The sequence below is a fragment of the Eubacterium sp. AB3007 genome, assembly GCF_000688015.1.
Classification (GTDB): Bacteria; Bacillota; Clostridia; order Peptostreptococcales; family Anaerovoracaceae; genus Aminicella.
In genome coordinates, this window is record NZ_JIAD01000001.1 from 1,875,991 (window position 1) to 1,898,468 (window position 22,478).

The following is a 22,478-nucleotide window of genomic DNA, read 5'->3' on the forward strand; positions in this document are numbered from 1 at the left end:
CGGGCAGATGAACAGATAGGAAGTTAGACATGAGTTCATTCATCGATCCAGATGGCGCTTTCATGAGCGCACTGCGCAAGTTCGCAGACATCGTGTTCTGCAACCTGCTGTTCTGTCTGTTCTGCATCCCGTTCTTTACCATCGGTGCGGCGCTCTCCGCCCTGAATGCCAGCATGCAGCTGCTGGTGGAGAACGCCGACGATGAGGGCAGATCGGCTCCGGAGGTGTTTCTTAGAAGCTTCCGGGCGAACTTCAGACAGGCTACGGGCCTGTGGCTGATCTGCGTGGCCGGTATCGTATTTCTGGTCCTGGACTACTTCATCATCACCAGCATGGAGGGAATGGCCGGGAAGGCCTACAAGGTCACCTTCCTGGTGCTGGTACTGCTGTTCCTGTTTGGGTTTCAGTACCTGTTCCCCATGCAGGCCCGCTACGATCTGAAGGTGCGTGACCTTCTGCGGAACGCCTGGCTGATCAGCATCGCCGCGTTCCCCTGGACGTTTGCCACCCTGGCGGCGCCGGCAGCACTGACCTACATGACGGTGATACGGAATGAGAAGGGGTTCTTCCTGGCGATCTTTCTGTGGATGACCGTGGGATTCGGGATCGTGGCGTACCTCAACAGCTTCATCTTTCTCCGGGTGTTCCGGAAGAAGGGACTGGAGGAGGACCGCACAGAAGAGGAAGACCCAGAATACGATGACAGGCAGTTGAAACAGTGAGAAATCAAATCGATTACGGAGGTTTAGAAATGGCATCGATCAGTTTTAAGAATGTCACCAAAACATACGAGGGGGCCAAAACACCAGTTGTCCCCAACCTGAACCTTGATATCAAGGACAAGGAGTTCATCATCCTTGTCGGTCCGTCGGGCTGTGGAAAATCCACCACCCTGCGTATGATCGCCGGACTGGAAGATATCACGGAAGGTGAACTTTATATCGGCGACAGAGTCGTTAACAAGGTCCCCCCAAAGGATCGCGACATCGCCATGGTTTTCCAGAACTATGCTTTGTACCCGCACATGTCCGTCTACAAGAACATCGCTTTCGGACTGACCTTGCGGAAGATGGACCCCAAGGAGATCGACAAGCGCGTCCACGAGGCAGCGCAGAAACTGGACCTGGAGCACCTGCTTGACCGTAAGCCCAAGCAGCTGTCCGGCGGTCAGAGACAGAGAGTCGCCCTGGGCCGCGCGATGGTCCGTAACCCGTCCGTGTTCCTGCTGGACGAGCCGCTGTCCAACCTGGACGCCAAGCTGCGTACATCCATGCGTGCGGAGATCACCAGACTGCACCGCGCCCTGGACACCACCTTTGTCTACGTCACCCATGACCAGACCGAGGCCATGACCATGGGCGACCGCATCGTCGTCATGAAAGACGGCCTGATCCAGCAGTTCGACACACCGCAGGTGCTGTACGATACACCGGACAACCTGTTCGTTGCCGGATTCATCGGCTCCCCGCAGATGAACTTCATCGACGCAGAGATTCTGGAAGAGGGCGGCAAGCTCTTCGCCAAGGTCGAGACCGGCGACAAAGTCCTCATCCCCGAGGAGAAGGTGGAGGCACTGAAGCCGTATGTTGGCAAGACCGTGATCATGGGTATCCGTCCGGAGCACTTCCTGGCACCGGACAAGAAGGGCGAGAACAACTTCCTGTCCACCAAGGTGGACTTCCGGGAACTGCTGGGCGCAGAGTACAACATCTACGCGTTCATCGGCAACACCAAGATCATCGTCCGCATCCCGTCCACAGAGACGGTACCGGAGGCAGACAGTGTTGCCTTCCCGATCAACCTGAAGCTCATGCACTTCTTCGACAAGGACACCGAGCAGGCGATCACACACTAACCAACCGTTGCAGAGAGACAGGGCGGCTGCGGCACTCACCGCAGCCGCCTGATTTATGAGGAGACTAACGTGAGAGCAAGTGGCATTCTGATGCCGATCTTCAGCCTTCCGGGGCGGTATGGGATCGGCGCTTTTTCTGAGGCGGCCTATCGTTTCGTGGATTTTCTGGAGTCGGCGGGGCAGAAGTATTGGCAGATCCTTCCGCTGGGACCCACCAGCTACGGGGATTCGCCCTACCAGTCCTTCTCCACCTTTGCCGGGAATCCTTATTTCATCGATCTGGATCAGCTGTACGGCCGGGGCTGGCTGACCCAGGAGGACCTGGACCGGGAGGCAGAGGGCTGGCCGGAGAGCGGGATCGACTATCACAAGCTGTACACGCAGCGGTATGACACCCTGCGGCTCGCCTACCAGCGCAGCAATATCAATCAGGATCCCGAGTTCGAGGAGTATGTGGAAGCAAACCGGGACTGGCTGCCGGACTACGCGCTATTCATGGCGCTGAAGGACAGGTTCGGCGGCGTAAGCTTTGTGCACTGGGAAGAGAAGATCCGCTTCCGGGATCCGGAGACGCTGCGGACGCTTGAGGAGGAGATGCAGGAGGAGATCCGGTTCCAGGAGTTCATGCAATATGTATTCCACGAGCACTGGGAGAACCTGCGGCGCTACGCAGGCGAGCATGGCATCGGGTTTATCGGGGACATCCCCATCTATGTATCGGAGGACAGCGCGGAGGTGTGGACCCATCCGGAGTTGTTCAAGATGGATGAAGCGGGGAACAAAGTCTCTGTGGCGGGGTGTCCGCCGGACGCTTTTGCGGTGACTGGGCAGTTGTGGGGCAATCCCATCTACAACTGGGACGCGCATAGGGAAACAGGCTACGACTGGTGGATCCGCCGGCTGCGGGCATGTATGGAGATGTTTGACGTGGTGCGTATCGATCATTTCCGCGGGTTCGAGTCCTTCTATGAGATTCCGGCGGGGGATCCCACGGCGGAGCGAGGCGTCTGGACGAAGGGCCCTGGCATGGATTTCTTCCGGGCGGTGCAGGAAGCCCTCCCGGACATGAAAGTCATCGCCGAGGATCTGGGGTTCATTACGGACGAGGTCCGGCAGATGGTGAAGGATACGGGCTACCCCAACATGCGGGTGCTGGAGTTCGCCTTCGATTCCAACGAGCCCTCTGGCAATTCGATCTACTATCCGTATAACTACGACAGGAACTGCGTGGTCTACCTGGGCACCCACGACAACGATCCCATCGTCGCCTGGCTGCAGAAATTCTGGGAGACGGGTGTGCCGCAGATCAAGCGCTATGCGGATGTTGACACGGATGATATAATGGAACTTGCCCGCAAGATGATCATCCTGGCCCACTCTTCGGTGGCAGATCTCTGCGTGCTGCAGATGCAGGATTACCTGCGTACAGGCGCAGAGGGGCGGATCAACGTGCCGTCCACGCTGGGCGGCAACTGGATGTGGCGCATGGCACCGGGGGCAGACTCTCCGGAGCTGGCGGCGCGCATCGCCGACGTGACCAGGCGCTACGGGCGTTAGGAGGAACTATGGAATCGATATATATGATCGGAAGAACCCTGGCGGTACTGTGCGTATTCGTCATCGTGGGCTACGCGCTGTTCGTCCGGCCGAAGGAGAAGGACGCGCCCAAGCGGATGAGCACCTTCCAGTACCTGATGAAGAAACGCCGCGAGAAGAAGGCGGCGGAAGCGGCAGGCGGTGGGGATACTGCGGGCGATGCGAAAGCAGGCGGCAGTGAGGCCGGCGCGAGGGCTGCGAGAGTCAGTCGGCCTGGCACAAAGCGTGATCAGGCGAACCCGAATCATGAGAAGAAGGTAAGAGAATAAGGGAAGAGAAGCGGCGCGCCAGAGATGGCGCGCTGTTTTGGATAGGGATTGTGAAGAAGAAATAGATCGCCTTAAAGAGCCGCCTGATACCTGATAAGTGTAGGCTTTTGCTTTTGCAAGTAGTGTTTTTTAGCATGTGCAAACCGCCGGGTTCTAAAGTATTCATGGTTCTTCGGGTGTTAGTAGGGTGTTAGTAGAGCTATGTTATTATAGAATAATAATGTAACTCAACTTATAGTGGTGCTTATTCTCAGCAATGGAAGATGAAGAAGGCACAAAGATTGGGATGTCTCTTCCGGAAGAGTTGACTGTGGGAAAGGGCATAGTTACAGAAAATGGTATCGTAGTATATCAAACAGATAAAGATGTCGATGTCCGCATACAGTCGTTTGCCTTGGGTGTAAGCAGGGAACACATACAGTGTCCAGAGTTCCATGCAGAAGTGGGAAAGTGCGATCTGCATGGAACAATTCCCGTCCGGAGTTCCATGCAAAACGGGAAAAGTGCAATCTGCATGGAACAATTCTCGTCCGGAGTTCCATGCAAAACGGGAAAAGTGCGATCTGCATGGAACAATTCTCGTCCGGAGTTCCATGCAAAACGGGAAAAGTGCAATCTGCATGGAACAATTCTCGTCCGGAGTTCCATGCAAAACAGGGGAATGTGTGATCTGCATGGAATTCTGTTTGAAAATAGATCGTAATTAGGCGATGAATAAGGCGGAGAAGGGCATCCCAAGTGTGCAGGTGCGCAAAACACATCCGTGCAGGTGCGCAAAACACATCCGTGCAGGCGCAGCATAACCTCCCCGCACGCGAGTGCGACAAGATCCTCCAAAAGTGCAGGTGAAACAAGCCCTGACGCGGTTGGTGGCAGCCTGGAGGCTGCGAGGGCGCTGCCGCGGAGGGCTATTCATGGCGGCAGAAGTCAATCCAGTCGAGGATCTCCTTGCGGAGCTGTGGGAGATCTACCTGTCCGCCAGGCCCATCAAACGTAAAGAGCACATCTCTACCAGGGATCAGACCGGCGCGGAGATACTGATCACGCTTCCACAGAAACTCTCGCTCTACGTAGCCTGGATCATCCATCATTCCGCAGTGCTCGTGTCTTTTTGGCAGGAGCACCCCTGGGATCAGGGGATGATAGTCGGGGTTCAGTTCCACTCCGTTCGGGAGTTTCAGCGTTTCTTCGTAACGGAATGGAATCCCTGCATCCTCGTAGATCTCGCAGATGGAGCTTTCGATTCGTGAACGGACCATCAGGCCTTGTTTTGTGCGGACCCGCAGGCTTTCCGGGTGCCGAGTGTTTCTGTTGTATGGCTGGGTTGCCCAGGTGCGCGCATCCACAAATCCGATGGCGCGGAAGATCTCGGTGCTCGGATGCTGATAAGCCGGTGGAAATGATCGCAGGAGCTCGTTGGGATCGAAGGGAACGATCTCACGGCTTCCTTTCTCCAAAAGAGTGAGCTGCCGGGTGACGCCTTGCAGGGTTTCTTCTACCAGATGGCGGTCCTGGAGCAATTGGATCCTTGCGTCCTCCGTACGCAGGTAATAAGAATGGCGGTCGAGGAAAAGGCTGTAGTATGGGCGGCCTTTCTTCTCGGTGACCAGGAGTTTCCCTTTCGGCAGCTGCTGCAGCTGTTTCTCGCACAAAGCCTTGCTCTCGCGCAGGCGGGCGATTTTGCGTTCTGTTTTCCTCTGTATCGTGTCCATATGTATATTATAAATCGGTTAGAATTGAATTTCAAAGAGGAAATAAACACAATTCAGACACAATTCGGGTGTTTTTTGTTAGGGGTATATGGGGAAAACATGACAATAGAAACAATTCGGCAGACGGGTATCCCGGCGAGCATCCCGAAACCTACGGGGCTTACAACTCCTCCGTATCCAGCACAAAGGACTGCCAGGCGTTCAGCAGCCTGGCCCCGCTGGGGTGATCCAGGGTGCGCCGAAAGTGGCCATAGTCCTGGTGGACGTGGCCGAAGGCCATGAGGGCAGGCTGGTGAGCCATCAGCAGGTCGTTGAAGCAGGCGAACCCCTGGTGAGGCAGGTCTTCCATGTCGCCGTAGCCCAGGGCGGGGGCGTGTGTGACCAGCAGGTCGATGCCACGGGAGCGCCGCAACGAAAATCCCATGCGCCAAATGCGGCGCCGCATTTCGGGTTCGGTGTACATATGAGGGGAGTCAGGCTTGTACCGCATGGAGCCGCCCAGGCCCAGGATGCGCAGGCCGCCTGAGGTGACGATCTTGTCATCGATGCACTGGCAGCCCTGGGGTGGGTGCTGCTCGTAGCCGCTGTCGTGGTTTCCGTGGACATACAAAAGCGGCCGGTTGACCATGGTCACCAGGAACTCCAGGTACTCCGCGGGCAGGTCACCGCAGGAGATGATCAATTCAACTCCCTCTGTACGGGAAGGCTGGAAATAGTCCCAGAGGGCTTTGTCTGGGACATCGCTCACGAACAGGATCTTCATGGGGTCTCCTTTCGGGGCGATGAGGACGGTCGTTTTACGCCGCTCACCGCCGCCACAGACTGGGCGAAAATATCCAGTGCGCCGGTATCCGGGATGGAACCCACCACGTTCTCGTTGAGCCAGTCCATGGTCAGGATCTCCTGCCTGGTGAGGGGCGGGTCGCCGGCATAGCGGATGATTCCATCCTGGCTGTGCAGTTCGCCGCCGAAGGGCGTCATGGAGCCCGCCAGAAAACTGCTTCGCATCATGTCCAGCAGATTGCGTGTGGCATAGGGCAGGTCCGGATCCGGGAGGATGTCCACCACCCCGGCGGAAAGCCCCAGCCAATAGTTCAGGGCACGGTCTTTCTTCTCCAGCGCGGGGATGTCATAAGTGCCTCGCAGCAGGGACAAAGCAATCAACTCGTAGTACCGGCCCCAGTTCCAGAGGGGCCGGGCCAGGGGCTGGATTCCGCCATCCGGCTTATAGGCGTAGAGCCCGTAGGGGCGAGGTCCGTCTTCGGCGGAGACAAAATCCACATCAGAGAATACGGAGATGCCCGCCTCCTGCATCTGGGCGTACCAGTCCGCATCCTTCTGGGCCCGCCAGGCCACCAGCACCTTGGCGTAGGGATCCGCCATGGACGCACCGATGGCAAAGGCATTGATGTTGGCGATGGTGCCGTAGGTCGGAGTTCCGGCCAGGTAGCCGATCTGGTGGTTCTCTGCGAAACAGGCGGCCAGTGCTCCCATCATGAATTTCACCTCATACATCCGGCTGTCGTAGCAACGGATGGACATGTGGGAAAGGTTCACGGAGCAGTTCAGGAATTTCACCTCCGGATGCTGGAGGGCAGCCACCTTCACCCGGGGAAGGAGGGCCGGCGATGTGGTGAAGATTACCTCGCAGCCTTTGGCGATGGCATCGTCGATGGCCCGGTCGAACCGGTCGAAGGTCAGGCGATCTCCCGCCTCACCGGCTGTATGCAGGCAGTCATAATAAGCCCAGGTCTCCACCAGCTTCCCGAACCGCTCTGACAGGTGCTTTCGGCCCAGTTCGTGGCTGTGCACACGGCTGGACACCTGGGGCGTCTGGGTGTGAAGGAAGGCGACCCGAAGGGGATGGGCCTCGGAATACCTGGAAGAGATCGTCTTGGTCAGAAGCTCTCTGAACTTTACAGAGGGGCCGCTCTGCAGATCCTTTTCCAGAGATTGATCGGGGGATTCCACATAGGCGATGTTGGCTTTGTTTCCCTCGGTGCGGAACTCCTTGCGGATTCTCTCAAACCGGCGGGCCAGCGCATCGTCTCCGTCAAACAGGAGGGTCTGCGGCGGGTAGTAGCTCAGATAGGACAGGAAGATGTCTCCGGGAGAGCGCTCCGGGTCCTGGAAGGCGCGCCTGTCCAGCAGCTGGAGGAAATGGGTGTAGGCAGCCCGCAGCGTGTCCACCAGATCCTCGGGCCAGGGAGCGTCAAGATCCCTTCCCAGCAGTGCGGCAAGGGTCTCATAGTTACCCGGGTGGCTGAGGCCGATCTCGTAGAGGCCGGTGACCTTGTGGAAGCGGACGAACTCCTGGTAGACCTGGCTTTCCTCGTCGTTCCCGGCGGGAGCCAGGATCCGGTACACGTCGGCGGCGATGGTGGGGGCCCCCAGATAGCGCATGACGGATACCCGCTTGTTACCCTCCAGAACGTAGAAGCCGCGGCGGTACTCGTAGACCTTGATGGCGTCGGTGATGCCGCTTGTGAGCTGGTAGCGATACAGGCTGCTCCACTTGGCCGCGAACTCCGAGTCTTCCTTGATCAGCGGAAGAAAGGAGGGCGAGAAGGCGTCTGTGCGCCCGGCGGTGACGGTGCCGACGATCATGTCCAAGGGGATCTCGCAGATGCCTATGGGCTCCCGCTTCAGTGTGTCCAGTCCCGGGAGCAGTCTGTCCAGCGCCGGCACAAAAGGCGACAGGCCTTGCGACACCAGTTTTTTGTATTCCTTTTCGCCCAGTTTACGGGCTTTCGTGTACTCCGTGGACAAAGCATTTCCTCCTACATGAAAAGTACATATTGCAAGTTCTTATAAAGGTATGATATCATGAATTCGAGTGTAGGAACACTATATTTTTTGGTATTATGAGAAGGAGAATGGATGCGATGTTTACGGATTACAGAAACATCCCATGCGGCGATATGCCGGGTGATAAGATCGTCATTGAAGAGAAACATGTAGCCAAGGCAGAGACCATCTATCCGGAGCTGAAGAAACTGGTGGATGAGTTGATGGCGGATGACCCGGACCGCAAGCTGGTCATTGGAGTCTGCGGTGGCAGCGGGGTTGGAAAGTCAGAGACAGCCTCCCTGCTGGGATGGATGCTCCACGAGGACGGCATAGAAACCTATATCCTCAGCGGAGACAATTATCCGCACCGCATTCCAGCGGAGAATGACGCGGAGCGTAGGCGTCTCTATGAGGAAGGCGGAGAGGACGCCCTGGAAGCCTATCTGGGGACCGACCAGGAGGCGGATTTCCAGCGAGTGGAGAAGATCTGCATGGATTTCAAGGCCGGTGCTCCCAGCCTGCTGCTGAAGCGCATGGGCCGCACCAGGGACGACATCTGGGATGAGGAAGTAACCATGGCAGGCAAGCAGGCGCTGATCATCGAGTGGACCCACGCAGGGAGCAGTCAGTTCCAGGGTGTGGACATCATCATCCTGCTGAACAGTACTCCGGAGGAAACGCTGGAGCATCGCCGCAAGAGAGCCAGAGACGGGGAGGTGGACAGCCCCTTCACCAAGAAGGTGCTGGAGATCGAGCAGAGGCATCTGAACAGAGACGCACACAGGGCAAATATCATTCTGACCAAGGACGGCCGTATCATCGACTATGCGGAGTTCTGCGGCCTGATGGGATTGGAGGAGTAGTGGCCATGGAGAGATTCGACAACCGCCCCATGCTGAACGCCTATCCGGACAGCGTGGGAAGCAAGCTTGGGGATATGGTGGAACTTCTGAAGAGGCCGGAACTGGCGGGGACGTTCTCGTCCTTCTACGTCCTGCCCAGTCTTTACCACTCGGATCTGGACAGGGGTTTCTGCGTCATCGACTATGACCTGAATGAGGAACTGGCTACCCAGACGGATCTGGACGCGCTCAGGGAGATGGGCATCGACCTGAAACTGGACTTTGTCATGAACCACATGTCCGTCCAGTCTCCTCAGTTTCAGGACCTGATCGAGAAGGGGGAGGCCTCCGACTACAGGGACTTCTTCATCGATTGGAACCGGTTCTGGGAGGGCAAGGGCGAGATGACCGAGGAAGGGTACATCCAGCCTGACCAGAAGTATATCGCGGACATGTTCTTCCGCAAGCCTGGTCTGCCCATCCTGATGGTGCAGTTTCCGGATGGCCGGGAGGTGCCCTATTGGAATACGTTCTACCAGAAGGTCTGGGAGGAGGACGGTAAGCGCCGCTATCTGGGCCAGATGGACGTGGATATCAAATGTGACAAGGTCTGGGAGTTCTACCGTGAGACGCTGGCGAAGCTGGCGGGCTATGGGGCACAGATCGTACGGCTGGATGCTTTTGCCTATGCTCCCAAGGAAGCGGGAGCACGGAACTTTATGAATGAGCCGGGCACCTGGGATCTGCTGGAGCAGGTGAACGAGATCGCCCGGGAGCACGGTCTGATGCTCCTGCCGGAGATCCATGCTTCCTATGCAGAGAAGACCTACAGGACCATTGCAGAGAAGGGGTATGTAACCTATGACTTTTTCCTGCCGGGGCTGATCATAGACGCAATGGAGAATCATACCGGTGAGTATCTGAAGCAGTGGGCTGAGGAACTGGTCCGGGAGGATATCCGCACCGTCAACATGCTGGGCTGCCACGACGGCATTCCTCTTCTGGATCTGAAGGGTCTGCTCCCGGAGGAACGGATCCAGGGGTTGATCGATACTGTGGTAGGCCGAGGCGGCTACGTGAAGGATCTCCATGGCGCCAAGAACATGTACTATCAGGTGAATGCCACCTATTTCAGCGCGTTGGGGGAGAACGCCCAGAAAATGCTCCTGGCCAGAGCAATTCAGTTGTTCATGCCGGGAAAACCACAGGTATGGTATCTGGATCTGCTGGCTGGCACCAATGACTACGAGGCCATGAAACGAGCCGGTGAGGGCGGCCACAAGGAGATCAATCGCTCCAACCTATCTCTGGAAGAGGCGGAGAAACGCCTGGCCAGGCCGTTGGTGCAGGATCAGATTTCCCTGCTCCGCATGCGGAAGGAGGATCCTGCCTTTGGTCCGGATGCGGAGATGGCATTCAGCGTGGATGGATGCCGTATGTCCATCACCTGGACCTGCGGGGAGCATCACAAGACCCTGATTGCAGATCTGGAGAATTATGGATTCCTGATCATGTAACAGGAAAGGAGAAATCATGAAGGGATATTGGAAGAGAATCACAGCGTTGGCTTTGTGCCTGAGCGTGGCTTTGTGCCTGGGTGCCTGCCGAAAGGAGAAGGAGCCGGTGAAGACCACCGGGCCCTCCAAGGTGGTGGCGGAGGCGCTGGACGCGGCGCAGGAGGGGGACTTCGGCACCGTGGTGGATGTGCTGGATCCGGACAGCGGAGAGCTGGGCGACCTGAAGGGGATGCTGGGACCCAATGGCACGGAGCTGACGGAGGAGCAGCAGGTGGTGTTCGACAAGTTCGCCCTGATGCTCCGGGATTTTGACTATGAGATCACCGGTGAGCGGGTGGATGGCGACACGGCGGAAGTGGATGTGGCCATCACCACGTACGACTATCAGGGCATGCTGAAGAAGATCCTGAGCAAGATGTCCGGCAAGGCCATCAGCATGGCCATGTCTTATGACAGCAAGGATGCACTGGTGGAGGACCTGAAGGAAGACTTTGTCGAGCGGCTGGGGCCGGCTCTGGACAAAGCAAAGAAACAGGGGAAGGACAAGAGGACAGACGTGACGGTATCGCTGACAAAGGACGGAGATACCTGGAAGATCGATGAGCTGAACGATTCCACGGTGAACGCGCTGACCGGCGGCCTCATGTACGAGGTGGCAGGACTGGCGGATCTGCTGAATCTGTAAAGAAAAGAGAGTGGGGAGGCGCCCGGGCAAGGGCCTCGTCCAGGGAAAGGCAGGGGGAAACATGGCTGCAAAGAAACACAACGCAACACGATGGGTCATGGTGCTTGACCCGAATCGATTTGATATCTACGGGGCGTATCTGGAAGCGCGGAATTTCTCCGTGACGCTGCCGCAGGCGCAGGAGATGGGACGGGACGATATCGTCTACATCGCAGTGCTGGGCGGCGAGGGACTGCTTCGGTACAAGTGTCTGGTCACCGCGGTCCACACACAGGAGAGCGAGGTGGACCTGGAGTTTCTGTACCGGTATGACAGGGTGGAGATCAGCCTGAAGGAGCTGGTAGAGGCGGGGCTTCCCAGGGGGAAGGCGTTGTCCCGGATCTCCGGCAAGGTGCAGAACACCGTGGAGCGCTGGGAGTCGGTGGACAAAACCATGGCCAGTGTCAGCGGGCAGGTGGCACCGGATCTTCCCAGGGACCACTGGTCGCTGGATCGGCCGGCGCTGTTGGAGTACGGCTGGGAAATCACGACCGATCGCTGTGTGACGCTCTACACCGAGGAGTCCTTCCTGCTGGAGGAGGATGCGCTGATGCCGGAAGAGGTGGAGCCTTTCTTTGGGGTGAAGGAACAGAATTACGGAGTGATCCGGCAGATCTGGATCCTTTGCGAGGATCAGCTCTATAGCGCGGAGATAGCCCGTGAGAAGAAGCGCGCCCGTATCACCTGGGGGGAGGAACTGGCGGTGGCGCTGGCTGAACGTTATAACGAGTTCGGCCCCTGTGAGAACGCCAAATTCTATATCATGCCACGGCCCATGCTGGAGCACATCCTCGGCGGGAGGCCGCTGCCGAATGAGGATGTATACTATATGGTGATCGACGGGGAGTGACCGCCGGGGTCTGTTTCGGCACAAAAAAAAGAATGATCACCATTCTTATTGAACAAAAAAGGGAAGTACCGACATGTTCTGATTTTGTCCAAAGCCTTATATGTGAACCCCTCACTACTTCCGAGGGGGAATACCTTCCACTTTGACACAAATCCTTGACTTCTACGATAGCCTGGACCAGACAACACATCGGTACTTCATCTTATTCCGTTTTCTCTCTTCACAGTCTTAGGACTCACCCTCCTTCTCTCTCCACATCCTCTCGGATGTAGCTTATTCGCAAGCGATCTCTAAACTCATATACCTTCATCTATGTTCGCCCTGATGTCAATGGATCTGCATCATGTGGCGCTGTTTACTCTATCGCTTTATCTGGCTAAATAATACATCGAATTTTCAGAAAAGTCAAGCGTTTTTCGGCAGATATATTGTATACTTTCGATGGCGCAGCAAAAGCTTTGTGCCCGCCGCCGTATGATTGACGTTGCTTCAGATTCCAACTATAATGAAAATAAGGCTTGTATTGAAGGAGGAAGGCTTTGGCTGAGAGAGAAAGAGAAGAAGGGTCGGCGGTGCGTACCCTGCGGTTCGCGGGCGCATTCACCGCTTGGGTCATCGGCAGCGGGTTTGCAACGGGTCAGGAGATCCTGCAATTCGTCACCAGCTATGGATACCAGAGTTTCCTGGTGTTGCTGGTGCTGCTGATCGGCTTCACGGTCATGGGGTTTACCCTGACCACCGTGGCGTTTGACCACCGGGCCATTACGACTGAATGCGTTGGGGCGCCGGATGCCGGGACTACCCAGGGCGGCCAGGCGCGTGGGGCTGCCTTCCGCCACTACCATTACTTCTGTGGTAGGCGGCTGGGAGCGGCTTACAACTGGGTCGTGCCTTGCGTGCAGGTGATCCCATTCAGCATCCTGCTTTCCGGAGCCGGGGCGACGCTGGAGGAGTATTATGGTCTTCCACACACTGCCGGCGTGCTGATCATGGCGGCGCTGGTGCTGCTCACGTACTTCGGGGGGTTTGAGAGGCTCACCAGCGTGGTGGCATTGATCGGTCCGGTGATCATCTTGTTCACGCTGGTGGTGGGTACGGTGACCATCCTGCGGGACTATGGGAACTTTGGCGATGTGGCGCAGTGGCAGGGGGCGCTAGCCGGGAAACAGAACACCAACTGGTGGCTTGCCAGCGCGATCCTCTACGTGTCCCTGAACTTTGTGTGCGGCAGTGTGTACTACACGGAGCTGGGAATGTCGGCCCGGTCCCGGCGCGAAGTATACCTGGGTACAGGCCTGGGGGTGCTGGCCCTGGTAGCCATCGTCGCCATCACCAGTACGGCGATCCTGCTGAATGCGGGAAACGTGGCAGCGCTGGATATTCCTACGCTCTACCTCGCCGTGCGGATCTCGCCGGTGCTTGGTGCGTTCTTCTCCGTGACGCTGGCGCTGGGGATCTACTCCTCCGCGGCGACAGCACTCTTTGTCATCGTGAAGACGGTGTCCGGCAATGTAGCTGTGGTTGCTGCCCACAGGAACCTGACTGCGGTGATCGCCACCGTCATTGCGACCACCATCGGGATCTTCAACTTCGGCAACCTTATCAGCGTATTCTATCCGCTGATGGGACTCATGGGGATCGTGTTTACTGCCTGCGTGTTCTGGCGCTGTGCACAAAGCCTTGCTTGCGCGGCCGGCCGCCACGGGTTGCCTGAAATTCCCCGTTGAATCCGAAACTGATCAGGTGTATACTGGATATGTAGTTGAATAGTCATGCTCTATCATGGCCTCGCAGGCGTATGGCGGCGGGGCTGAGGGAACCGGGTGGGAATCCCGGGCATATCACGGTGCTGTGAGTATAGGAGTCGCTTCCCATGGCGAAAGCCGGTCATTGGGGAAACCTGAGAAGGCGGGAGGCGGTGTGGGCTGAGGAAGGCCCGGCTGTACGAGCCAGAAGACCTATGATGGGAGATGGGTTTGAAAGATACGAGAAATAACGGTCGTAGCAGTGTTGCTGCGGCTTTTTTTCATTCTCTCGGAGGTAGAGCGGTGAAGGTAAGAAAGGAGTCCCAATGAACGTTAACTGGTTTAAGAATCCCGACAATGTAGTCTATGCCACCTGCGAGCAGTTTGCCGACAACTTTGGGAAGGAGACAGGCATCCCCGACCTGAAGAAGAAACTGGAGGCTTTTCATAATGACCCGGAGGCTACCGAGGAGAACCTGAAGGGCATGAAACGCACCTACCTGAAGCTGCTGGTCCCAAACAAGGTGTTCGACGAGAAGATCGACATGGGAGACAGCGTGTGGGTGTACATGGGAGAGAACTACGAGGCGTACTGCATCTACTGGCCGGAGGAGTAAGGCGTGATGTGAAAACGCGTCAGAAGTTTTGTCACGCCTGGAATTTCCTTCGTTTTGTTGGGGTGGTCCATTCTGAAGGAATGGCAAAAAAATATTCTTTGGAAGAAAAATCCTAATATTTGGAATATCCGAGCGGTTGGATTCCTTCAGATTACCTGAAACAAGCCATCTGAAGGAATATTTTTTTTGCTTTCCTTCAGAATACCCGAATTGAATTCTCCCAAGGAAAATGTTGAAGTGTGAGAAGGCAAGGGTTTGTTTTCTATCCACCGGTTTCCAGGAGAGGACTGCAGTCGGGTGGATTAGACTTGTCTACACTCTGGAACTGCCTCATTTTGAGACAGCACCTTTTTCGTGGAGGAAATCTACTTGCTGATATAGACTTTGCAGACCAGATTTGATACAATAAACGAATAGACTATAAGTAAACGAGGTGAGTATATTGACTGGTGCAGAAGCTATGGTGAAATGCCTGGAGGCAGAAGGGATCACCACCATCTACGGGTATCCGGGAGTGGCGATCGCGCCGTTCTACGACGGGCTCTATGATTCTTCGATCGAGCATGTACTGGTTAGGGAAGAACAGTCAGCGGGACACGCGGCCAGCGGATGGGCCAGGGTCTCCCGCAAGCCGGCGGTCTGTGTGACGACATCCGGTCCCGGGGCGACCAACCTGATCACGGCTCTGGCCACCTGCTATGCGGACAGTATTCCGGTGGTAGCCATCACGGGACAGGTTTCCAGCGATCTTCTGGGAAGGGATGTGTTCCAGGAAGCCGATATCACAGGCGCTACGGAGTCTTTCACCAAGTACCGTTACCTGGTGAAGAACGTGAACGACATCCCGCGTATCTTTAAGGAGGCATTCTATATCGCCTCCACTGGCAGGAAGGGACCAGTGCTGATCGATGTGCCCATCGACATCCAGATGGCGCCCCTGAAGAGGGAGTTCAACTACGAGGAGATCGAGGTGAGTATCCGCGGGTACAAGCCCCCCGGAAACAAGGGCAACAAACAGCAGATGCGGAAGGTCATCGCGGCCATCAACAAAGCCACCCGTCCACTGCTTTGTGCAGGAGGCGGCGTCATCCTGGGGGATGGCGAGGAGCAGGTGAGGGCTTTCTGTGAGAAATACAGCATCCCGCTGGTGCACACCATGATGGGGATGGGCGTGATGCCGAAGAAGCATCCGCTCTATTTCGGCATGCTGGGAAACAACGGCAAGCCATACGCGAACAAGGCGGTGGTAAACAGCGACCTGCTGATCATCGTGGGGGCGCGTATTGCGGATCGGGCAGTGGCCAAGCCCGGTAATCTGGAGCGCCAGGCGAAGATCATCCACATCGACATCGATACGGCGGAGATCGGCAAGCGGCTGGGTCCCACCATTCCTCTGGTGGGCGACGTGAAGGACATCTTCAACCAGCTGGCAGAGGAGGATATCCACATCGACACCCGGGAGTGGCTGGGGGAGTTGAACTCCATCAAACACGGTACGGTGGACACCCGCGTGTTCAGCGACAAGCTAGTGAACCCCAACTATCTGGTACAGGAACTGTCCGGTCGGATGGAGGAGGACGCTATCTATGTGGCGGATGTGGGACAGAACCAGCTCTGGTCGGCGGATAATTATGTCATGAAGAGCGGTCGGTTCCTGACCACCGGCGGCATGGGAACCATGGGGTATTCCATTCCCGCGGCCATCGGTGCCAAGATGTGCCAGCCGGACAAGCAGGTTGTTGCGGTCTGTGGCGATGGAGCCTTCCAGATGGCCATGAACGAACTGGCGACGGCCAGGGTCAACAACGTGCCGCTGAAGGTGGTCATCGTGAGGAACCGCGTACTGGGGCTGGTGCGTGAGTATCAGATGAACACCTACAAGGCTCGGTATGAGGGAATCTCACTGTACGATCTGCCGTACTACGATAAGATCGCAGAGGCTTACGGCATGGAATACTTGCATATCGAAAATAACGATGAGGTCATCCCGACCATCGAGAAGTTCCTCGCCATGGAGGAACCCTGTCTGATGGTGGTGGAAGTGGCGGATGATAACAACGTGAAATAGGAGGTACGTAATGAAAGGAATATTTTCTGTTCTGGTAGAGAACCAGGCCGGCGTACTCTCCCAGATCTCGGGGTTGTTCGCCCGGAGGGGCTTCAATATCGATTCTCTGGCGGTGGGAGAGACGGAGCACCACGATGTGTCCAGCATGACTATCGTATCCACCGGCAGCGAGCGCACCATCGACCAGATTGGCAAGCAGTTGAACAAGAAACTGGATGTCATCAAGGTCCGCAGGCTGGAGGAACTCCAGTGTGTCAGCCGGGAGATGATGCTGATCAAGGTGGGCTATACCGCCGCCAACCGCTCTTCGCTTGTGGAGCTCTGTCTGATCAACGATGCCAAGATCGTCCACATGAGTCCGCGGCACATGATGATTCAGATCACTGCAGAACCGGACGAGATTGAGAACTTTATTGAGCTGGTACGGATGTACGGGATCAAGGAGATCCAGCGAACAGGCACGGTGGCCCTGAGCAAGGAATGAGAGACGCGAAGCAAGGCGAGAGACCATACCCCGCAACACGATCATGGGTTGCGGGGTTTTGTTGTGGGGTGGCATCTCGGCAGAAGGCCGAGCCCTTCTTTGTGAAGAGTTTCTGAACTCTTTATAAAACAGGAGAAAAATGGTATCTTTGCGGGCGTTTGCGTGGTATAATCACTATGTATGGCTCTATTTTGAGCAATAGTATTTATATAAGGAGGACAAGCTGCCGATGCAAGCCCAGGAATTGGGAAAATACATAGCAGCGATGGTGTTCTTTCTGATCTTATCGGCGTACTTCTCTGCCACGGAAACGGCATTCACCTCGGTGAACCGGATCCGCCTGAAGAACGCGGCCAATGACGGGGATCAGAAGGCGAAGCGGGTGCTGCGGCTGACGGATCGCTATGACGACCTGTTGTCCACGATCCTGGTAGGGAACAACATCGCCAACATCGCCAACACGGCCATTGCCACGGTATTCTTTGTGAAGCTCTGCGGGGTTTACGGACCCACAGTTTCCACCGTGGTCATGACGCTGGTGGTGCTGATCTTCGGAGAGATCTCTCCGAAGAGCCTGGCCAAGGAATACCCGGAGAAGTTCGCAAACCTGTCGGCGCCTCTCATCGGAGGGTTGATGGCTCTCTTTGCGCCTATCAACTGGATCTTCAGCCAGTGGAAGAAGCTGCTAATGGTGATCTTCAAGGTGAACTCTGACAAGGGCATCACAGAGGAGGAGATCAAGACCATGGTGGAAGAGGCGGAGACGGAAGGGAACATCCTCTCTGAACAGAGCGAGCTGATCCAGAACGCCATTGAGTTCAACGACCTGGAGGCCTGGGACGTGTTGACCCCTCGGGTGGATATCCAGGCCATCGACATTGAGGATTCGGAAGAGGAAGTGGGGGCTTTGTTCAAGGACACCGGGTTCTCCCGGATGCCCGTCTACGAGGACGACCTGGACAAGATCCTGGGCGTTTTGAACCAGAAGGACTTCCACAACTTCATCGTAGGTACGGAGAAGACCATATCAGACTACGTCAAGCCAGTCGTCTTTGTGGCCGGCTCCATGAAATGCGCCGACCTGCTTCGGAAGATGCAGGCGAAGAAGTCCCAGATCGCCATCGTGGTAGATGAGTACGGCGGGACCGAGGGTCTAGTGACCATGGAGGACATCATTGAGGAACTGGTAGGCGAGATCTACGACGAACACGATGAGGTGGAATCCGATGAGATCACCAGGCTGCAAGACGGCAGCTACCGGATCCTGGGCCATACCAATGTAGAGAAGATGTTTGATTTCTTTGATGAGGAGATCGAGATGGATGCCACGACGGTGAACGGCTGGGTGGTGCGTGAGCTGGATCGTCTGCCCAAGGCGGGAGACGCTTTCGCCTATGATGATGGCGGGCAGATCTACCACGTGAAGGTCACCAAGGCAGATAACCGAAAGGCATTGGAAATCAATTTGAAGGTAGAAGAGAAACAGGAAGAGGAGACAGAGGAAAGGGGTAGATCATCGAAATGAGTTTACTTGAGAAGATATTCGGAGACCTCAACAAGCGGGAGGTCAAGAAAGTAGAGAAGATCGCGGCCAAGGTGGAGACCTTTGATGAGGCGATGCAGGCCCTCACAGACGAGGAACTGAAGGCCAAGACCCAGGAGTTCCGCGACAGGCTGGCAGCCGGGGAGACCCTGGATGACATCCTGCCGGAGGCGTTCGCGGTCTGCCGGGAGGGCGCCTGGCGAAGCATCGGACTGAAGCACTTCCATGTGCAGATCATCGGCGGCATCGTCCTGCATCAGGGCCGTATCGCCGAGATGAAGACCGGTGAAGGTAAGACTCTGGTAGCGACGCTACCGGTATACCTGAACGCGCTGGAGGGCAAGGGTGTCCACGTGGTCACCGTCAATGACTACCTGGCCAAGCGTGACTCCGAGTGGATGGGCAAGGTCTACTCCTTCCTGGGACTGACCGTGGGCTGCGTGATCCACGGCATCAGCGAGGAGGAGCGGCGGGATGCCTACATGGCGGACATCACCTACGGCACCAACAACGAGTTCGGTTTCGACTACCTGCGTGATAACATGGTCACCTACGAGGAAGAGCTGATGCAGAGAGAACTGCATTACGCCATCGTCGACGAGGTGGACTCCATCCTCGTGGATGAGGCCAGGACACCGCTGATCATCTCCGGTCAGGGCACAAAGTCCACCGACCTGTACCGTAAGGCGGATAAGTTCGTGAAGGAACTCACCAAGGACCAGGATTTTGAGGTGGAGGAGAAGGACCAGCAGGTATCCTTGACAGACGAAGGTGTGAGCAAGGCAGAAGCGTTCTTCGGGCTGGACAACTTCGGTGATCCCCAGAACATGGAGATCAACCACAACGTGCTGCAGGCCCTGAAGGCCAACAACCTGATGGAGCGGGATGTGGACTACATCGTCAAGGACGGAGAGATCGTCATCGTCGACGAGTTCACCGGCCGTCTGATGTTCGGCCGCCGCTACAGCAACGGCCTGCACCAGGCCATCGAGGCCAAGGAGCACCTGCGGGTGCGGTCGGAGTCCAAGACCCTGGCCACCATCACCCTGCAGAATCTGTTCCGCATGTACGACAAGCTGGCGGGCATGACCGGTACCGCCAAGACCGAGGAAGACGAGTTCCGGGACATCTACAACATGGATGTCGTGGTAATCCCCACCAACAAGCCGGTGATCAGAGAGGACAAGCCGGATGCCGTCTATCAGAAGGAGAGAGGCAAGTTCCACGCCATCGCCGACCGGGTGGCCGAGGTACACCAGACCGGACAGCCGGTACTGGTAGGTACCATATCCATCGAGAAGTCCGAGCTCATCAGTGATCTGCTGCGGAAGAAAGGCATCCAGCACAACGTGCTGAATGCCAAGCAGCACGAGAAGGAAGCGGAGATCGTTGCCGAGGCAGGCCGTAAGGGCATGGTTACCATCGCCACCAACATGGCTGGCCGTGGTACCGACATCATTCTGGGCGGTAACCCGGAGTTCGAAGCCAAAAGAGAGATGCGTAAGAAGGGCTACTCAGAGGAGGCCATCAATTTTGCCACCGGATTTGCCAGATCGGAGGATCAGGAGTTGCTGGATGCCCGGGAGGCCTATCAGGAGTATTACGAGGAATTCAAGAAGGAAAGGGACGTGGAGCACGACGAGGTCGTTGAACTTGGCGGACTTTGTATCATCGGTACCGAGCGCCACGAGTCCCGCCGTATCGATAACCAGCTGCGAGGCCGTGCGGGCCGTCAGGGAGACCCGGGCCAGACCCAGTTCTTTATCTCCCTGGAGGATGAGCTGATGAGGCTCTTCGGCGGTGAGCGGATGCAGAACATGGTGGCCAGGATGGGTCTGGAAGAGGATGAGGCTATCGAAGCCAAGATGCTCTCCCGCTCCATCGAGAGTGCCCAGAAGAAGGTAGAAGGCCGCAACTTCGGTATCCGTAAGTACGTGCTGCAGTACGACAACGTCATGAACAAGCAGCGTGAGATCATCTACAACGAGCGCCGGAAGGTTCTGATGGGTGAGGATCTGCGGGAGTACATCACCAACATGACCCACGACCTCATCGACAGCGTCATCGACCCCATCACCATGGAGTCCAAGTACCCGGAGGAATGGGACTTTGAGGCCATGAACAAGGGGCTGCGCCGTATCGTCCGGTCCTTCCGCGGGAAGGACGAGTACAGCACCGACGAGCTGGTGCGCATGGATGCCGACAGCCTGAAGGAGGATGTCTACCAGCAGTTCGAGGCCATGTACCAGGCCAAGGAAGCAGAGATTGGGCTGGAGCCTATGCGTGAGGTAGAGCGCATGATCCTCCTGCGCGTGGTGGACAACCTGTGGATGGATCAGATCGATGCGATGGATCAGTTGAAGGATGGTATTGGACTGCGGGGTATCGGCCAGCAGGATCCTGTGGCGGCTTATGCTCAGGAAGGCTTTGATATGTTCGAGCAGATGATTGCGGAGATCAAGGCGGAGACCGTCAGCAACTGCTACAGCGTGACGCTGCAGACGGAGACCGACCGTCACACCGTCATCCAGATCGGTGGCGAAAAGAAAGAAGAAAACGTGGATCGAGGCATCCTGGCGGCTATGCAGGGCGGCAGCGGCGCTGCCGAGGAGGATGCGGAGATCCCCGAGCGAGAGTTCAAGCAGGAGACCGTCCGCCGCGACCGCCCCAAGGTGGGCCGCAACGATCCCTGCCCCTGCGGCAGCGGCAAGAAATACAAGAACTGCTGCATGCAGAAGGACCTGGAAAGAGAAAGAGGCATGTAAATGTTGATATTTGATCCTATCCGGCAGGAACTGCCGGAGGTGAAGAAGATATTGAAGGAGACCGGAGAGGCTCTGAAGGTGGATGAATTGAGAGAGGAAGCGAAGGCTTTGTCCGAGAAGACCATGGAGCCGGGCTTCTGGGATGATCCGGAGGCAGCTCAGAGCCTTCTCAAGAAGAAAAGCAGCCTGGACGCGAAGATCGAGAAATATGAGAAACTGGGGACCGGATTCGCTGACATCAACGACATGATCGAGTTGGTGGAAGAGATGGAAGACGAGGACGAAGCTGCCAGTGTGGTAGAGACCTATGAGGAACTGAAGAAACAATTGGAGGAATTCCGGCTGGAGACACTTCTGAACGGCAAGTACGACCACAACAGCGCAGTCCTGTCGCTGCACGCGGGTGCCGGCGGTGTGGAAGCCATGGACTGGGCGGAGATGCTGCTGCGCATGTACACCCGGTGGGCGGAGCAGCGGGGCTACAAGGTGAACGTGGTTGACCTGCAGGACGACACCGAGGCGGGCATCAAGAGCGCCACCTTCATCGTGGAAGGGGAGAACGCCTACGGCTACCTGAAGCACGAGAAGGGGGTCCACCGGCTGGTGCGGATCTCGCCCTTTAACGCGGCGGGGAAGCGGCAGACTTCTTTTGCGGCGCTGGAGGTCATGCCGGAGATCGACGATGATATCGAGGTGACCATCAATCCGGAGGACATCCGGGTGGATACCTACCGAAGCAGTGGCGCCGGCGGCCAGCATGTCAACAAGACAGACTCGGCCATCCGTATCACCCACCTGCCTACCAACATCGTAGTCACCTGCCAGAACGAGCGGAGCCAGCACCAGAATCGTGAGGTCGCCATGAAGATCCTCATGTCCAAGCTCATTGATCTGGCAGAGCAGCAACATAAGGAAGACCTGGCGGAGATCAAGGGTGACTTCTCTCAGATCACCTGGGGATCCCAGATCCGTTCCTACGTGTTCCAGCCTTATACTATGGTGAAGGACCACCGTACCGGCGCCGAGGTGGGGAACGTCAGTGCCGTCATGGATGGGGCACTGGATCATTTTATCAATGAGGAACTGAAGGTATTGAAGTAA

At 56.6% G+C, this 22,478-nt stretch carries 19 protein-coding genes and 1 riboswitch; of the genes, 15 read left to right on the top strand and 4 right to left on the bottom strand.

Annotated elements, in window-relative coordinates:
• Positions 1-29: 29 nt before the first annotated feature.
• The 4 genes from P156_RS12265 to P156_RS0108900 all read left to right on the top strand — a co-directional run bounded on the left by P156_RS12265 (position 30) and on the right by P156_RS0108900 (position 3,720).
• Complete coding sequence (locus tag P156_RS12265) at positions 30-722, top strand: YesL family protein (protein WP_051600875.1); 693 nt, start codon at positions 30-32, stop codon at positions 720-722.
• 29 nt (positions 723-751) lie between these two features.
• Positions 752-1,855: an ABC transporter ATP-binding protein gene (locus tag P156_RS0108890; RefSeq protein WP_027869807.1), complete on the top strand. Its 1,104-nt coding sequence runs from the start codon at positions 752-754 to the stop codon at positions 1,853-1,855.
• Between the two features lie 69 nt (positions 1,856-1,924).
• On the top strand, positions 1,925-3,412 hold the full coding sequence (gene malQ, locus P156_RS0108895) for a 4-alpha-glucanotransferase (RefSeq protein ID WP_027869808.1): 1,488 nt from the start codon (positions 1,925-1,927) through the stop codon (positions 3,410-3,412).
• Positions 3,413-3,420: 8 nt separating this feature from the next.
• Positions 3,421-3,720 (top strand): hypothetical protein, encoded by a 300-nt coding sequence (locus P156_RS0108900; RefSeq protein ID WP_027869809.1) that lies wholly within the window; start codon positions 3,421-3,423, stop codon positions 3,718-3,720.
• 250 nt (positions 3,721-3,970) lie between these two features.
• Here P156_RS0108900 and P156_RS0108905 read toward each other — a convergent pair whose 3' ends face one another.
• The 4 genes from P156_RS0108905 to P156_RS12270 form a co-directional block, all read right to left on the bottom strand.
• Positions 3,971-4,183: a hypothetical protein gene (locus P156_RS0108905; protein ID WP_027869810.1), complete on the bottom strand. Its 213-nt coding sequence runs from the start codon at positions 4,181-4,183 to the stop codon at positions 3,971-3,973.
• A gap of 445 nt (positions 4,184-4,628) precedes the next feature.
• Positions 4,629-5,432, bottom strand: a complete 804-nt coding sequence (locus P156_RS0108910; RefSeq protein WP_027869811.1) for a hypothetical protein — start codon at positions 5,430-5,432, stop codon at positions 4,629-4,631.
• Positions 5,433-5,592: 160 nt separating this feature from the next.
• Positions 5,593-6,195 carry a metallophosphoesterase gene (locus P156_RS0108915; RefSeq protein WP_027869812.1) on the bottom strand — a complete coding sequence of 201 codons (603 nt, stop codon included), beginning with the start codon at positions 6,193-6,195 and terminating at the stop codon, positions 5,593-5,595.
• Entirely contained in the window at positions 6,192-8,201 is a 2,010-nt protein-coding gene (locus P156_RS12270) for a BMP family ABC transporter substrate-binding protein (RefSeq protein ID WP_051600876.1), read from the bottom strand. The genes P156_RS0108915 and P156_RS12270 overlap by 4 nt, the downstream gene beginning before the upstream one ends.
• Positions 8,202-8,296: 95 nt before the next feature.
• On the opposite strand from P156_RS12270, the gene P156_RS0108925 reads away from it, so the two are divergent.
• The 11 genes from P156_RS0108925 (at position 8,297) to prfB (ending at position 22,478) form a co-directional block, all read left to right on the top strand.
• A complete protein-coding gene (locus tag P156_RS0108925) occupies positions 8,297-9,085 on the top strand; it encodes an ATP-binding protein (RefSeq protein WP_242838712.1) in 789 nt (262 codons plus the stop codon).
• Positions 9,086-9,090: 5 nt separating this feature from the next.
• On the top strand, positions 9,091-10,581 hold the full coding sequence (locus P156_RS12275; protein WP_034802473.1) for an alpha-amylase family glycosyl hydrolase: 1,491 nt from the start codon (positions 9,091-9,093) through the stop codon (positions 10,579-10,581).
• A gap of 16 nt (positions 10,582-10,597) precedes the next feature.
• Positions 10,598-11,266: a hypothetical protein gene (locus P156_RS0108935; RefSeq protein ID WP_027869814.1), complete on the top strand. Its 669-nt coding sequence runs from the start codon at positions 10,598-10,600 to the stop codon at positions 11,264-11,266.
• A 61-nt stretch (positions 11,267-11,327) separates the two neighbouring features.
• Positions 11,328-12,155 (top strand): hypothetical protein, encoded by an 828-nt coding sequence (locus P156_RS0108940; RefSeq protein ID WP_185752191.1) that lies wholly within the window; start codon positions 11,328-11,330, stop codon positions 12,153-12,155.
• A gap of 539 nt (positions 12,156-12,694) precedes the next feature.
• Complete coding sequence (locus tag P156_RS12280; RefSeq protein ID WP_051600877.1) at positions 12,695-13,882, top strand: hypothetical protein; 1,188 nt, start codon at positions 12,695-12,697, stop codon at positions 13,880-13,882.
• Positions 13,883-13,918: 36 nt separating this feature from the next.
• A riboswitch (cobalamin riboswitch) is annotated at positions 13,919-14,136 on the top strand.
• Between the two features lie 90 nt (positions 14,137-14,226).
• Entirely contained in the window at positions 14,227-14,517 is a 291-nt protein-coding gene (locus P156_RS0108955; RefSeq protein ID WP_027869816.1) for a hypothetical protein, read from the top strand.
• Between the two features lie 442 nt (positions 14,518-14,959).
• Positions 14,960-16,585: a biosynthetic-type acetolactate synthase large subunit gene (gene ilvB, locus P156_RS0108960; RefSeq protein ID WP_034802477.1), complete on the top strand. Its 1,626-nt coding sequence runs from the start codon at positions 14,960-14,962 to the stop codon at positions 16,583-16,585.
• 10 nt (positions 16,586-16,595) lie between these two features.
• On the top strand, positions 16,596-17,069 hold the full coding sequence (gene ilvN / locus P156_RS0108965) for an acetolactate synthase small subunit (protein ID WP_027869818.1): 474 nt from the start codon (positions 16,596-16,598) through the stop codon (positions 17,067-17,069).
• 229 nt (positions 17,070-17,298) lie between these two features.
• Positions 17,299-18,594 (top strand): HlyC/CorC family transporter, encoded by a 1,296-nt coding sequence (locus P156_RS0108970; protein ID WP_027869819.1) that lies wholly within the window; start codon positions 17,299-17,301, stop codon positions 18,592-18,594.
• A complete protein-coding gene (gene secA / locus P156_RS12285) occupies positions 18,591-21,377 on the top strand; it encodes a preprotein translocase subunit SecA (RefSeq protein WP_034802480.1) in 2,787 nt (928 codons plus the stop codon). The genes P156_RS0108970 and secA overlap by 4 nt, the downstream gene beginning before the upstream one ends.
• On the top strand, positions 21,378-22,478 hold the full coding sequence (gene prfB, locus P156_RS0108980; protein WP_027869820.1) for a peptide chain release factor 2: 1,101 nt from the start codon (positions 21,378-21,380) through the stop codon (positions 22,476-22,478). It begins immediately after the preceding gene.